We start from the raw sequence: 14,397 nt of genomic DNA, 5'->3' as shown, positions 1-14,397 counted from the left end.
CCCACCAAACCCGGGGGACAACTCGTCGACAAGTTTAGCAGACCTTGTCGATACGTTAGAGATATTTGCGACTCACTAAGTTTCGGTGAGGCCCGCAAATTTCTCGCGTAGCTTGTCGAGCGCACGCTTGTAGCGCATTTTCGTGGCGCTCAGGCCCATGTGCATGATGTCGGCGATCTCCTGGAACTCCAGCTCTGCGACAAATCGTAGCACCAGGATTTCGCGGTCGATCGGGTTCACATGAACCAGCCATTTATCCAGCCCGCCTTTCTCTTCCGGTTTGGGGGCCTTCTCTTCAGAGGCCTCCTCGAGTGGATCGAGACTTAGCGCATCCATCAAACGACGTTTGCGCCGCTCCTTGCGGTACTGGGTGATGCATTCGTTGTAGGTGATGCTGTAGAGCCAGGTCTTGAATTTCGACTTGCCTTCGAAATTCTTCAGGCCGTACAGCACCTTCAACATCACCTCCTGACAGACATCGTCAGCATCCCGATCGTTCCCCAGATAACGTGCACACACGTTAAAAAGGGTCCGCTGGTAGCGCCGCATGAGCTCTTCATAGGCGCGAGTAACATGAAAAAGCTCCTCATGCGAACGCGCCACCAACTCCTCATCAGTGAGCTCGCGGGGGTCGTAACGCATGGGCAGCGAGTGAACTTTATTCAAAACAAATCTGGCCGACAGTCAGGTCATTGTCGCCGCTCGCCCTGCCTGGGCGATTTTGCGGCGGCATACATTAGCAGGATTTGCCCGGTTAGCGGCTACTGACCCGCTGCTCCAGGAGGATCCGGTTCGACAGCGATACCAGTTCACCCTCGTCGGTGAGCACGGTCGTCTTGACCGTGCCGATCTCTTCGATCTGCCCCTCGACCTCGCCAATCTGGACCTGCTGGCCGACCTGATAGAGCTCACGTACGTAAATTCCAGCCAGGATCTGCCCGGCGATTTCACGGCTGCCCAGGCCCATGGCCAGCGCAACTGCCAGACCAACGGTAATCAACCCGATGACAATCACGTGGTTGAGCAGGTCGGTCTTGACCTCCAACTGGCTGATGGCCACCGAAATGCTGATGATGATGACCAGGCCCTGGGCGATACGCCCGACCCCTGCGGCGTATTCCAGGCCGATGCCCTCGGCGGCACCGCGCACCAGGCCGTTGACGATCTGGGCCAGCAGCACACCGGCCAGCAGCACCAGCGCACCGCCAAACACCTTGGGCAGGTACAGCGCCAGCATGTCCAGGGTCGCCGAAACACGTTCAAGCCCCAGGGATTCGGCGGCCGAAACCAGGAAGATCAGCAGCACGAACCAGTAGACGATCTTGCCGATCAGCGTCGAGATCGGCACCTGGATGCCCACCCGGCTGAGCATCTTGGTCAGGCCGGTGCCGCCCATCAGGCGATCCAGGCCAAGCTTGGCCAGCAGCTTGGACAAAAGGGTATCGAGCAGCTTGGCAACCACAAAGCCCAGCAGCACCACCACCAGCGCCCCAAACAGGTTGGGGATGAAGTTGGCGACTTTGGTCCACAAGGCGGTCATCGCCGCCACCAGGCTCTGGGTCCAGAGATCAAGTTCCATAATCAATCAGCCTTATCAGCTTTACGGGCAGAAGCGTTACGACGCACCGGCGCGACATGCGCCGAGCCATTGTTCACGGCGATCATCAGCGCCTGGCTCCAACGGCCGAGCAGGCTGAACAGATCGCCCGCGCCTACCTGACGGTTGGCGGTCTTGAGGACCCGGCCCAGGCAGGCGTCGTCGTCGCGGTCTTTGCCGGACGGCGAGGCCTTGAGCAGGTCCCGCAGGGATTCTTCAAACGGATCGTGCATGGGCACCTCGCGCAATGTCTGTCAAAGACGAGACGCTCATAGGGCGGGTCACATGAACAATCTGCGCAAATGTTGTAGGAAATTTCAAGAAAGTGCCCCTATACCCAGCGAAGACGGCGAAACAGCCACCATTGGCCCAGGGCCAGCACGAGCACCAGCAAGCTGGCATAAAGGAAGCCATAGGGGTTTTCCGAACCCGGAATGCCCCCCACGTTGATGCCCAGCAAGCCGGTCAGAAAGCTCATGGGCAGGAAGATACAGGTGATGATTCCGAAGCGGTACATGGTCTTGTTCATGCGTTCGCTCAGGCGCCGGTCCTCGCTTTCAAGCACCAGCGCCACGCGCTCGCGGGTCAGTTCCAGCTCTTCGAGGTAGCGGATCAGGCTGTTGTTGAGCTCGTTCCAGTAGTCGGCATCGTCCGGCGCGAACCATGGCCATTTGTTGCGCGCCAGCTGCGCATAGATTTCCCGCTGCGGCGCCAGGAACCGACGCAGGCCGGCGGCGCGCCGCCGCATCTGCTGCAGGCTGCCGTGCTCAGGCGTATACCGTTCGTCGGATTCGAGTTTTTCTTCCTCTTCATCCACCACTTCGGACAGGTCCGACACCAGCGCCTGGACCTTTTCGGTAAGCAACTGGGCCAGGCTCAGCAACAGCTCGGAGGCCGTGGTCGGGCCACGCCCCTCGTCCAGTTGCTGAAGCAGCTCGTCGGTGGCGCGCAGCGGCCGCAGGCGCAGCGAAATCACCCGCTGCGCCTGGGCGAAGATGCGCACCGACACCATGTCTTCGGGTTCGGCGCCCGGGTTGAGGTTGACCCCGCGCAGAAACAGCAACATCTGCGCATCCGGTAAAGGCACCAGGCGCGGCCGGGTGTTTTCCTCCAGCAGCAGGTCACAGGCGAAGGGGCTCAGGCCGCTGTCATGGCGCAGCCAGGTCTGGGTTTGCGGGTGGCTGCGATCCCAGTGCAGCCACAGGCTCTGCTCCGGCTGCAACTGCAGATCGTCCAGTTCGGTTCGAGCGATCGAACGCGCACCGCCCTTGCCATCGAGTACCAGGGCATGCACCAGCCCCCACTGCGCGTTTTCTTCCTCGAACATCCCTACCCCACGCACCGTCAGCGAAAATTACTCGGGCATCTTCAACGGGCTGGGCGACACGATGACACCGTTGTTGTCAGCGTACACGTACTCCCCCGGCCGGAAGGTCACACCAGCGAACGTGACCACCACATTCAGGTCACCAATGCCGCGCTTGTCGGTCTTCATCGGGTGGCTGGCCAGCGCCTGCACACCCAGATTGGTTTGCGCCAGCGCATCCACGTCACGCACGCAACCGTAGATCACCAGCCCTTCCCAGCCATTCTTGGCGGCCTTCTCGGCAATCATGTCACCCAGCAGCGCCCGGCGCAGCGAACCGCCGCCGTCGACCACCAGCACCTTGCCCTTGCCATCCAGGTCGGCTTGCGCCTTTACCAGCGAGTTGTCCTCGAAGCACTTGACGGTGACGATCTGACCGCCGAACGAATCGCGGCCGCCAAAGTTGCTGAACATCGGCTCCAGCACCTGCACCAGGTCCGGGTAGGCGTCACACAAGTCGGGGGTAAGGTAATGCATGGGAAACTCCTGTCGATGGCCAATTGAATGGAAAGCGGATTTCACACGTTCACTGAAAAGACGAAGCCGGCGCACCGGCGTTTAACCAAGGCTACACGCCGACGGGCTGCGGGTCACCTGTCTCGGCCGGGGCCAGCATGGCCTGCGGGTCGCTCAGCCAGCGCTCCACCAGCGGCCACACCTGGGCCTGGGCCGGTTTGCTGACCAGCATATCGACATGACCGAAATTGTCGAAGCCTTCCTCGCGCCCCAGCCGCACGAAACGCTTGTGCTCGCTGCCTATTTGCTCGAACAACTTGCGACAGGCCCACACCGGGTCCTGGTGATCTCCGGCCCCAGCCACCGCCAGCACCGGCACACGCACCTCGGCAAGCCCGGCCCACCAGTCGCTCTGCTTGTCGCCAAAGCGTCCGAACAGGCCGAACCAGCGCATGCTTTCCAGCGCCAGGCCGATGGGCTCATCTTCGGGCCCGCGCTTGAGCCGCGAACCTGACAGGTGTGCAAAGCGCTTGAGCAGCAGGCGCCCGCCCCACTCCACCGGTGGGATTTTCAATGGCCAGTAGGTTCGGCTGACCTGGGTGCCGAAAAAGGCCGCACTGGCGACCTGCTCCTGGGCCAGGTACGCCCCGCCCAGTGCTGCCGCCAGCGTGGTACCGCCCAGCGAGTGGCCAAGCCAGTGCGGGGTGCGCCCGCTCACCTCGCACACGAACGCGGCAATTGCCGGCAGATCGTAACGGGCATAGTCCGCCACACGGTTGTGGCGGTAGTCGCGGTTGCGGGGCGACAGCCCATGGCCGCGCATTTCCGGTATCCACACGTCGAAGCCGGCGCGTGCCAGGGTCGCGCCAAGGCCGATACCGCGCGGCGAGAACCAGAAGCGCCGGTTGGAAAAGCTGCCATGCAACAGGATGACCGGGGCACCGCGCACCTCGCTCTGGTCGGCCATGCCAAGGCGTGTCAGCGCCAGCTCGACCGTACGGTCGGGGCTGTTGCCGGCCTTGAGCCGATACACGTCTTCGCTGAGGTCGCCGCGCCGCTCGGCACTGAGCAGGGCAACGGGAAAAAGAGTACTGCTGCTTTGCATAGGTTACTTGCACAAAAAAGGGCGAGCCCATCACTGGATCACGCCCTGAAAATCCGTTGAAGCGGCCGCCCGACGCCTCCTGGCTGGCGGCCGCTCCTCTTCAGCGCATCAGGCCTGGGCCTGGCCCTCGGCCAGGAAGAACCAGGTTTCGAGCACCGAGTCAGGGTTCAGCGAGACGCTTTCGATGCCCTGCTCCATCAGCCACTTGGCCAGGTCAGGGTGGTCGGAAGGGCCCTGGCCGCAGATACCGATGTACTTGCCGGCCTTGTTGCAGGCCTGGATGGCGTTGGCCAGCAGCTTCTTGACCGCAGGGTTACGCTCGTCGAACAGGTGCGCAATGATGCCGGAGTCGCGGTCCAGGCCCAGGGTCAGCTGGGTCAGGTCGTTGGACCCGATGGAGAACCCGTCGAAGTACTCGAGGAACTCATCGGCCAGGATCGCGTTGGAGGGCAGCTCGCACATCATGATCACACGCAGGCCGTTGACGCCACGGCCCAGGCCGTTCTCGGCCAGCAGGTCGACCACCTGGCTGGCTTCGCCCAGGGTCCGTACGAACGGCACCATGATCTCGACGTTGGTCAGGCCCATTTCGTCGCGCACGCGCTTGAGTGCACGGCACTCGAGCTCGAAGCAGTCACGGAACGATTCGCTGATGTAGCGCGAGGCGCCACGGAAGCCCAGCATCGGGTTTTCTTCTTCCGGCTCGTACAGCTTGCCGCCGATCAGGTTGGCGTACTCGTTGGACTTGAAGTCCGACAGGCGCACGATGACCTTCTTCGGCCAGAACGCTGCGGCCAGGGTGCTGATGCCCTCGACCAGCTTCTCGACGTAGAAACCGACCGGATCGCCGTAGCCGGCAATGCGCTTGTCGACGCTTTCCTTGAGCTCGGCCGGCAGGCCGGCATAGTTGAGCAGTGCCTTGGGGTGCACGCCGATCATGCGGTTGATGATGAATTCCAGGCGCGCCAGGCCGACACCGGCGTTGGGCAGCTGGGCAAAATCGAATGCGCGATCCGGGTTGCCGACGTTCATCATGATCTTGAACGGCAGGTCGGGCATGGCATCTACCGAGTTCTGGCGAATGTCGAAGCCCAGCTCGCCTTCGAAGATGAAGCCGGTATCGCCTTCGGCGCACGACACGGTCACGCCCTGGCCATCCTTGAGCAGCTGGGTGGCGTTGCCGCACCCGACCACCGCTGGAATGCCCAGTTCACGGGCAATGATCGCGGCGTGGCAGGTACGCCCGCCACGGTTGGTGACAATGGCGCTGGCGCGCTTCATCACCGGTTCCCAGTCCGGGTCGGTCATGTCGGACACCAGCACGTCGCCGGGCTGGACCTTGTCCATCTCCGAAACGTCCTTGATGATCCGCACCTTGCCGGCGCCGATGCGCTGGCCGATGGCACGGCCTTCCACCAGCACGGTGCCGGTTTCCTTGAGCAGGTAGCGCTCCATGACGTTGGCCTGGGCGCGGCTCTTCACGGTTTCAGGGCGCGCCTGCACGATGTACAGCTTGCCGTCGTCACCGTCCTTGGCCCACTCGATGTCCATCGGGCACTTGTAGTGCTGCTCGATGATCATGGCCTGCTTGGCCAGCTCGCTGACCTCTTCGTCGCTCAGGCAGAAACGGGTGCGGTCGGCCTTGTCGACATCGACGGTCTTGACCGAACGACCGGCCTTGGCCTCGTCGCCGTAGATCATCTTGATGGCCTTGCTGCCCAGGTTGCGGCGCAGGATGGCCGGGCGCCCGGCTTGCAGGGTGCCCTTGTGCACGTAGAATTCGTCGGGGTTGACTGCGCCCTGCACGACGGTTTCGCCCAGGCCGTAGGCGCCGGTGATGAACACCACGTCACGGAAACCCGACTCGGTGTCCAGGGTGAACATCACGCCGGCGGTGCCGGTTTCGGAACGCACCATGCGCTGCACGCCGGCCGACAGGGCCACCAGCTTGTGGTCGAAGCCCTGGTGCACGCGGTAGGAAATGGCGCGGTCGTTGAACAGCGAGGCGAACACTTCCTTGGCCGCGCGGATCACGTTGTCCACGCCGCGGATGTTCAGGAAGGTTTCCTGCTGCCCGGCAAACGAGGCGTCCGGCAGGTCTTCGGCAGTGGCCGAGGAACGCACGGCGACAGCCATGTTCGGGTTGCCCTGGGACATTTCGGCGAAGGCGGTACGGATTTCGGTGTTCAGCCGCTCGGGGAATTCGGCTTCCATGATCCACTGGCGGATCTGTGCGCCGGTGCGGGCCAGGGCATTGACGTCATCCACATCCAGCGCGTCGAGGGCGGCATGGATCTGGGCGTTCAGGCCGCTCTGCTCGAGAAAGTCACGGTACGCCTGAGCCGTAGTGGCAAAGCCGCCGGGGACCGATACACCGGCGCCCGCGAGATTACTGATCATCTCTCCGAGGGATGCGTTCTTGCCCCCCACATGCTCTACATCATGGACGCCGAGCTTATCGAGGGAAACTACGTACTCTACCAAGGTGATCTCTCCACTAACTGTGTTGGAAAAGCTCATGACGCCGGTCAGTTCGCTGTGACCGTACCGGGCGTTTGTGGCCTGGACCTGGAAAATAAGTGAGAATGCCGACCAGGGATGTTCGGCAAACCGAACGTATCATATCCAAGAATCGTCACCAGCTTAAGGCCCAAGGCGCAAATGAAACGATCTGCTTTCTTTATTTCCGACGGCACCGGCATCACTGCCGAAACGCTGGGACAAAGCTTGTTGGCACAATTCGAGAGCATCGGGTTCAACAAGTTCACGCGACCGTACATCGACACCGTGGACAAAGCGCGCACCATGGTACAGCAAATCAATACCGCCGCAGAACGCGACGGCGTGCGCCCGATCATCTTCGACACCATCGTCAACCAGGATATCCGCGAGATCCTGGCTACCTCCAACGGCTTCATGATCGACATCTTCTCGACCTTCCTGGCGCCGCTGGAACAGGAGCTGACCGCCCATTCGTCGTATTCGGTGGGCAAATCGCACTCGATCGGCGGCAACTCCAACTACATGGAGCGCATCGAGGCGGTGAACTTCGCCCTGGACAACGACGACGGTGCGCGCACCCACTACTACGACAAGGCCGACCTGATCCTGGTGGGCGTATCGCGCTGCGGCAAGACCCCCACCTGCCTTTACATGGCCATGCAGTTCGGCATTCGCGCAGCCAACTACCCGCTGACCGAAGACGACATGGAGCGCCTGCAGCTGCCACCGGCCTTGAAGAACCACCAGCACAAGCTGTTCGGCCTGACCATCGACCCCGACCGCCTCACTGCCATTCGCCACGAGCGCAAGCCCAACAGCCGCTACGCCAGCTTTGCCCAGTGCGAGTTCGAGGTGCGCGAAGTGGAGAACCTGTTCCGGCGCGAGAACATTCCCAACATCAACTCCACGCATTTTTCGGTGGAAGAGATATCCGCCAAGATCCTGGTGGAGAAAGGCGTGGAGCGGCGCTTCAAGTAAGCCGCCCGGCCGGCCTTGCCGGCGCAACGGCCCACCCCGCCAAAAGAAAGCCCCGGCACAGGCCGGGGCTTCTTTTTACCTGCTACACACTCACGACGGCACCGCCGCCGACTGCCCGCTCAGCGCCAGGTCAACCAGCTCGCGGTTGGCCACCGCATACATGGCGTAATCGGTGCCGGTGGCCGCACGCAGCTCATCGAGCATCGCGCGCCAGCGCTCCACCATCACCGCATGCTGCGCCAGCCACAAGGCTACCCGCGCATCCATGTCGGCAGGCGCATCGACCATCTGCAACACGGAGATGGTGATGGCGCGCTGCTGCAGGTCGATGTCATCGCGAAACGCTTCACGTGCCAGTGCCTGCCAGTTGTTCTCCACCGGCAGGTTGCTGATTTCCTGCAGGTACCAGGTCAGGTCCAGCGCGCTGCCCACGGCGAAGAACGCCTTGGCCACCTCGGCCGGGTCCTGGCCGGTCACATCGGAAGCCTCGATGATCGGCAACAGGGTGTACAGGTGCGTAGTGCCAGCCACCATGCGCGCCAGCAGCTCCGGCACGCCGGCTTCGACGAAGCCCTGGTAGCGGGTCATCCAGCGCTCGCGGGTCGGCCCCTCCAGCAGTTCGTCCAGCTTGAGCCCCAGCGCCGCGATCTTGGGCCCGAAGTGGGCCACGTCACGCCCGGCATCCTGCTCGTTGCGACGGCTGCGCAGGAACCAGCGCGTGGCCCGGCGGCCCAGGCGCATCAGCTCGTCCATCAGCGTCAGCTGCACTTCGGCGGGCACCAGGTAGTCCAGTGCCTCGATCTGGCGGAACCAGTGCGGCAGGTGGAAGATGTCGCGCACGATCACGTAGGCACCGGCCACGTTCGCCGGGCTCATGCCCGTGGACTCCTTGAGCCGCTGCACGAAGGTGATGCCCATGTTGTTGACCAGGTCGTTGGCGATCTGGGTGCTGACGATCTCGCGCTTGAGGCGATGGCGACGCATGGCCTCGGCGAACTTGTTCACCAGCGACGGCGGGAAGGCCGTCTCCATGTCGCGGGTCAGGTAGTCGTCATCCGGCACCAGCGACTGCAGCAGGGCTTCCTTGAGGTCGATCTTGCTGTACGAGATCAGCACCGACAGCTCGGCCCGGGTCAGGCCCTGGTTGGCCGCAATGCGCTCGGCCAGTTGCTCTTCGGTAGGCAGGAACTCGATGGCCCGGTCCAGCTTGCCGCGACTTTCCAGGTCGGCCATCAGGCGCTTGTACTCGGAAATCCGCTCACGCGCCCGGCGCGCCGCCAGCGACAGTGCCTGGGTCTGCTTGTAGTTATTGCCCAGCACCAACGCAGACACTTCGTCGGTCATGCTGCCCAGCAACTGGTTGCGCTGCTTCTCGGTCATGTCACCGGCCTGCACCACCTCGTTGAGCAGGATCTTGATGTTGACCTCGTGGTCGGAGCAGTCCACGCCACCGGCGTTGTCGATGAAGTCGGTGTTGGTCGCGCCGCCGTTGAGGCCGAACTCGACCCGACCCAGCTGGGTCATGCCCAGGTTGCCACCCTCGCCCACCACCTTGCAGCGCAGCTCGTTGCCGTCCACGCGCAACGCGTCGTTGGCCTTGTCGCCCACATCGGCGTGGCTCTCTTCGCTGGACTTGACGTAGGTGCCGATGCCGCCGTTCCACAGCAGGTCGACCGGCGCCTTGAGCAGCGCATTGAGCAGCTCGGTCGGGGTCAGCTTGTCGGCCTCGATGGCAAAGCGTTCCTTCATCTGCGGGCTGATGGCGATGCTCTTGGCACTGCGCGAGAAGATCCCGCCACCTTCGGACATGATGCTGGTGTCGTAGTCGCTCCAGGCCGACCGCGGCAGGTCGAACAGGCGCTTGCGCTCGGCAAAGCTGCTGGCAGGCTCCGGGTTCGGGTCGATGAAGATATGCAGGTGGTTGAAGGCAGCCACCAGTTGCAGCTTGTCGGACATCAGCAGGCCGTTGCCGAACACGTCGCCGGCCATGTCGCCCACACCGACCACGGTGATCGGGTCCTGCTGCACGTTGATGCCACGCTCGCGGAAATGGCGCTGCACGCCAACCCACGCGCCACGGGCGGTAATCCCCATCTTCTTGTGGTCGTAGCCGGCCGAGCCGCCCGAGGCAAAGGCGTCGCCCAGCCAGAAGCCGTAGTCGATGGCGATGCCGTTGGCGATGTCCGAGAAGGTCGCGGTGCCCTTGTCGGCCGCCACCACCAGGTACGGGTCGTCATCGTCGTGACGCACCACGTTGACCGGCGGCACCAGCACGCCGTCCTTGAGGTTGTCGGTAATGTCCAGCAGGCCGGAAATGAAGATGCGGTAGCAGGCGATGCCTTCGGCCTGGATATCGTCGCGGCTGCCGCCCAGCGGCAGGCGGCGCGGCAGGAAGCCACCCTTGGCACCCACCGGCACGATCACCGAGTTCTTCACCTGCTGCGCCTTCACCAGGCCCAGCACTTCGGTACGGAAGTCCTCTTCGCGGTCCGACCAGCGCAGCCCGCCGCGTGCCACGTTGCCAAAGCGCAGGTGCACGCCCTCGACCCGCGGCGAATACACGAAGATCTCGAACTTGGGCACCGGCTTGGGCAGCTCGGGAATCAGCCTTGGGTTGAACTTGAAGCTGAAGTACGACTTGGCCTGGCCATTGGCGTCGGTCTGGTAGAAGTTGGTGCGCAGGGTGGCCTTGATCAGGTCCAGGTAGCGACGCAGGATGCGGTCTTCGTTGAGAACCTGCACGTCGTCCAGCGCGCTCAGGATCGCCTGTTCCAGGCGTTGCTGCTTGTCGTCCAGGTCATCCCCGGCCAGCTTGCGCGCCAGGTAGAAGCGGGTCTTGAACAGCCGGGTCAGCTCGCGGGCGATGTCGGTATGGTTGTTCAGGGTGCTGGCGATGTAGCCCAGGTCGAAGCCCAGGCGAATCTGCTTGAGGTAGCGGGCATAGGCGCGCAGCAGCGCCACGTCGCGCCACGGCAGGCCGGCGGTCAGCACCAGACGGTTGAACGCATCGTTTTCGGCGTCGCCGTTGACGATGTGCACGAAGGCATCCTGCAGGGTGTCGTTGAGCTGCTGGATATCCAGGTTCAGGCCTTCGCTGTAGGTGAAGGCAAAGTCATGAATCCAGAACTCGCGGCCATTGCTGTGGCGAAGGCGGTACGGGAACTCGCCCAGTACGCGCAGGCCCAGGTTTTCCAGGATCGGCAGCACGTCCGACAGCGCCAGCGGGGTGTCGGCGTGGTACAGCTTGCAGTGCAGTTGCTGTTTGCCGGCCTGGGTCAGCGGCTGGTAGAAGCTCATCACCAGCGGCTTGCTGTCGGACAGGGTCAGCAGGTGCTGCATGTCCACCACCGCCGAATGCGCGGCAAAGCGCTCGCGGTAGCCGGCCGGGAAGCCTTTGGGGAAGTCGGCCAGCACATTGGTGCCCTGGGCCTCGCCGAAGCTCTCGACGGTCAGGCTGGCATAGTCGTCCTGCCACGAACGGCAGGCCTGCACCACTTCGTTTTCCAGCTGCTGGGGGTCGATGTCGATGCGGTTTTTCGGATCGACCCGCAGAATCAGTTGCACGCGGGCCAGCACCGACTCGGAGAAGAAGGTCCAGAACTCGCAGTCGCTGGCCTTCAGGCGCTCCATCAGCACCTGCTGGATCTTCTGGCGCACCTCGGTGGAATAGATGTCGCGCGGCACATAGGCCAGGCAGTAGCAGAAGCGCCCGTAGGGGTCCTTGCGCAGGAACACGCGAATCTTGTTGCGCTCCTGGATCTGCACGATCGACATCACGGTGCTGAACAGCTCATCCACCGGGGTCTGGAACAGGTCGTCGCGGGGCAGCACCTCGAGTACCTGGGCCAGCTCCTTGCCCAGGTGGGCCTTGGCGTCGAAGCCCGAACGGCGCTCCACTTCGGCGACCTTGCCGCGAATGTACGGGATCACCCGCACACTTTCGCCATACACCGACGAGGTGTACAGGCCCATGAAGCGGCATTCCTTGATCACCTTGCCGTCGGCGTCCAGCTGGCGGATCGACACGTAGTCCGGGTAGGCCGGGCGGTGCACGCGGCTGGGGTGCGCGGCCTTGGCGAACGACAGCAGCAGCGGCTCGTTGAGGTAATTGACGGCGTAGTCTTCGATGCGCAGGTCGTCGGCGCTGAGGCCACTGCGCAGGCGGCGGGTCAGGCCGAGGAAGGACTGCTCGTCATACTCCAGCTGGCCGCCCTGGGCGTCGGCCTTGACCACGAACTCTTCGTAGCCCAGGAAGGTGAAATGGTTGCTCACCAGCCATTGCAGGAAGCTCTTGACCTCGTCCTTCTCGGCAGCGGCCGGGGCGTAGGCCGTGTGGTCGATCAGCTCGAGCAGCTCGCGCACCTTGGCCTTCATCGGCTCGAAATCGGCCACCACCACGCGCACTTCGGCCAGCACCTGCTCCAACTCGCGGGCCAGCAGGTTGAGCTCGGCGGCATTGGCGCAGCGGTCGATCTCCAGGTACATCAGCGATTCCTGCAGGATGCCCTCACCCTGGGTGCCCTTGGGCAGAATCTCCAGCAGCTCGCCCTTGGCCCCGCGACGCACGCTGAGTACGGTGGTCTGCAGGGTATGGATGCTGTAGCCGCGGCGGTTGAGCTCGGTACGCACCGAGTCGACCAGAAACGGCAGGTCATGGTGCAGCACTTCCACGGCCGTGTGGGTGGACTGCCAGCCGTGGCGTTCGTAATCGGGGTTGTAGACCCGAACCTGGGGTTCGGTGTGGTCGAAGCGTTCGATGATGCGCCAGGCCGAGAGGGTGCAGCCGGCCAGGTCGGAGAGGCGACGCTGGGTCAATTCGTCAAGAGAGATGATGCCAAAGAACTGCTCGGCAAACAGCGCCACTTGTGGCAGTGCCTGTTCCCCGATGTGCTGCGCCAGGGCCGCCTGCAGTTGATGCTGGAAGTCGGCTTTGCTGGCTGCGGTGAAAAACGCCATCTGTGGTACTCCGCTTGGGCTTGTTATTGAGTGAAGCGTCGCGCACATGCCGTCATGCTCGGATCAACCATAGCCAACCACACGCTGGGTGTCGTCGGGTTGTCCATCGACAGGGCAGCTTAACGACTGGCCGGTCACCCCTGCTTGCGATGCTGCGACATATTCGGTCAATCAGCGGCAGGCGGAGATTTATCCATTGACCGAAGACTGGCACACTCGCGTTTCACTTCTTGACCACCGAGCCGTCCATGCAACTGACCACCCCCCTGCTCTTCGCCACCCCCTGCGATGATGAAGAAGACAACATGGCCACCCTGTGCTGCCACAGCGACAAGGGCCAGATGTTCCTCATGACCCGCTACCCGGACGAAGACACGGTGGACATCACCCTGGATGACGAACCGAGCACACTGGACGGCATCAAGGTCACCCTCAGTGCCAGGCGCCTGCTGATCGAAGTGGCGCCGGGAGACGCCGACGTGTTCAACGGCGCCGATCATCTGGAAATCACCCTCAGCAGCGACGGCACCGACCTCGCCGAAGTCGAGCAGACCCTGCAGAACATCCTCAAGGGCACCGGCACCTACGTCAGCGAGCTGTAACCCCGTCAAGGAGCCCCCATGCCCCAGCCGATCTTCGACGCCCACTGCCACATCATCGACCCGCGCTTCGCGCTGGTGCCCAACAACGGCTACCTGCCCGAGGCCTTCACCACCGAAGACTACCTGGCGGCCGTCACGCCGCTGGGCATCTGCGGCGGCGCGGTGGTGTCGGGCTCGTTCCAGGCCTTCGACCAGGGCTACCTGCTGGCCGCCTTGAAACAGCTGGGCCCAGGCTACGTGGGGGTGACCCAGGTGCCGGCCGGCATCAGCGATGCCGAGCTGCTCGCGCTGGATGCCGCCGGCGTGCGTGCACTGCGCTTCAACCTCAAGCGCGGCGGCTCGGCGCAGGCCGATCAGCTCGAAGCCATGGCCCTGCGCGTGTTCGAACTGGCCGGCTGGCACGTCGAGCTGTACGTCGATTCGCGCGAGCTGGGCGAGCTGACCCCGCTGCTGCGCCGCTTGCCGGCGGTAAGCATCGATCACCTGGGCCTGCGCCGCGACGGCCTGCCGGCGCTGCTGCAACTGGCCGAGGCAGGTGTGCGCATCAAGGCCTGCGGCTTTGGCCGGGTCGATTTCGATGTGGCCGCTGCCTTGCGCGACATCGATGCCGCCAACCCCCACGCCCTGATGTTCGGCAGCGACCTGCCCTCCACCCGCGCACCGCGCCCGTTCGACCCGGCCGATATCCAGCTGATCCGCCACACGCTGGGCAGCGCCAGTGTCGAGCGCGTGCTGTGGGGTAACGCACGGGCGTTCTATCGCCTGCAACCCCAGGCACATTCTTGACAACATGCGGCTGCACGGGCATTGTCTGACAACCTGACCTACTGGCTTT

General features: G+C 63.3%; 11 protein-coding genes. 3 read left to right on the top strand and 8 right to left on the bottom strand.

Annotated features, from left to right (window positions below):
• Positions 1-75: 75 nt before the first annotated feature.
• From sigX to ppsA, 7 genes are all read right to left on the bottom strand, one after another.
• Positions 76-666, bottom strand: a complete 591-nt coding sequence (gene sigX, locus DN387_RS12940) for an RNA polymerase sigma factor SigX (protein ID WP_026001337.1) — start codon at positions 664-666, stop codon at positions 76-78.
• Positions 667-754: 88 nt separating this feature from the next.
• On the bottom strand, positions 755-1,579 hold the full coding sequence (locus tag DN387_RS12935) for a mechanosensitive ion channel domain-containing protein (RefSeq protein ID WP_043864609.1): 825 nt from the start codon (positions 1,577-1,579) through the stop codon (positions 755-757).
• Between the two features lie 2 nt (positions 1,580-1,581).
• On the bottom strand, positions 1,582-1,836 hold the full coding sequence (locus DN387_RS12930) for a CrfX protein (RefSeq protein ID WP_173925061.1): 255 nt from the start codon (positions 1,834-1,836) through the stop codon (positions 1,582-1,584).
• A gap of 92 nt (positions 1,837-1,928) precedes the next feature.
• Entirely contained in the window at positions 1,929-2,924 is a 996-nt protein-coding gene (locus DN387_RS12925; protein ID WP_043864611.1) for a zinc transporter ZntB, read from the bottom strand.
• A gap of 27 nt (positions 2,925-2,951) precedes the next feature.
• Positions 2,952-3,440, bottom strand: coding sequence for a ribonuclease E activity regulator RraA (gene rraA / locus DN387_RS12920; protein ID WP_043864612.1), 489 nt, complete (start codon positions 3,438-3,440; stop codon positions 2,952-2,954).
• 91 nt (positions 3,441-3,531) lie between these two features.
• Positions 3,532-4,524, bottom strand: a complete 993-nt coding sequence (locus DN387_RS12915; RefSeq protein WP_043864613.1) for an alpha/beta fold hydrolase — start codon at positions 4,522-4,524, stop codon at positions 3,532-3,534.
• A gap of 108 nt (positions 4,525-4,632) precedes the next feature.
• Positions 4,633-7,008 (bottom strand): phosphoenolpyruvate synthase, encoded by a 2,376-nt coding sequence (gene ppsA / locus DN387_RS12910; protein WP_043864614.1) that lies wholly within the window; start codon positions 7,006-7,008, stop codon positions 4,633-4,635.
• Positions 7,009-7,185: 177 nt separating this feature from the next.
• Between ppsA and DN387_RS12905 the strand changes: the two genes are divergently transcribed.
• Positions 7,186-8,004: a pyruvate, water dikinase regulatory protein gene (locus DN387_RS12905; RefSeq protein ID WP_043864615.1), complete on the top strand. Its 819-nt coding sequence runs from the start codon at positions 7,186-7,188 to the stop codon at positions 8,002-8,004.
• Positions 8,005-8,094: 90 nt separating this feature from the next.
• Here the strand turns inward: DN387_RS12905 and DN387_RS12900 are convergent, their stop codons facing one another.
• The gene (locus DN387_RS12900) at positions 8,095-12,960 is read right to left on the bottom strand and encodes an NAD-glutamate dehydrogenase (protein WP_054916210.1); all 4,866 of its coding nucleotides are present in this window, start codon (positions 12,958-12,960) and stop codon (positions 8,095-8,097) included.
• 248 nt (positions 12,961-13,208) lie between these two features.
• Between DN387_RS12900 and DN387_RS12895 the strand changes: the two genes are divergently transcribed.
• On the top strand, positions 13,209-13,562 hold the full coding sequence (locus tag DN387_RS12895; RefSeq protein WP_043864617.1) for a hypothetical protein: 354 nt from the start codon (positions 13,209-13,211) through the stop codon (positions 13,560-13,562).
• Positions 13,563-13,580: 18 nt separating this feature from the next.
• Positions 13,581-14,348: an amidohydrolase gene (locus tag DN387_RS12890; RefSeq protein WP_054916211.1), complete on the top strand. Its 768-nt coding sequence runs from the start codon at positions 13,581-13,583 to the stop codon at positions 14,346-14,348.
• The last annotated feature ends 49 nt before the right edge of the window (positions 14,349-14,397 follow it).

The sequence above is a fragment of the Pseudomonas sp. FBF18 genome (assembly GCF_024261405.1).
In the GTDB taxonomy this organism is placed as follows: Bacteria; Pseudomonadota; Gammaproteobacteria; order Pseudomonadales; family Pseudomonadaceae; genus Aquipseudomonas; species Aquipseudomonas palmensis.
This window is presented reverse-complemented; position numbering and strand designations above follow the sequence as displayed.

Excerpts from the sequence above, each read along its gene's own strand:
- DN387_RS12935 (WP_043864609.1), bottom strand. The coding sequence starts at position 1,579 with ATGGAACTTGATCTCTGGACCCAGAGCCTGGTGGCGGCGATGACCGCC.
- DN387_RS12925 (WP_043864611.1), bottom strand. The coding sequence starts at position 2,924 with ATGTTCGAGGAAGAAAACGCGCAGTGGGGGCTGGTGCATGCCCTGGTA.
- rraA (WP_043864612.1), bottom strand. The coding sequence starts at position 3,440 with ATGCATTACCTTACCCCCGACTTGTGTGACGCCTACCCGGACCTGGTG.
- DN387_RS12915 (WP_043864613.1), bottom strand. The coding sequence starts at position 4,524 with ATGCAAAGCAGCAGTACTCTTTTTCCCGTTGCCCTGCTCAGTGCCGAG.
- DN387_RS12905 (WP_043864615.1), top strand. The coding sequence starts at position 7,186 with ATGAAACGATCTGCTTTCTTTATTTCCGACGGCACCGGCATCACTGCC.
- DN387_RS12900 (WP_054916210.1), bottom strand. The coding sequence starts at position 12,960 with ATGGCGTTTTTCACCGCAGCCAGCAAAGCCGACTTCCAGCATCAACTG.
- DN387_RS12895 (WP_043864617.1), top strand. The coding sequence starts at position 13,209 with ATGCAACTGACCACCCCCCTGCTCTTCGCCACCCCCTGCGATGATGAA.
- DN387_RS12890 (WP_054916211.1), top strand. The coding sequence starts at position 13,581 with ATGCCCCAGCCGATCTTCGACGCCCACTGCCACATCATCGACCCGCGC.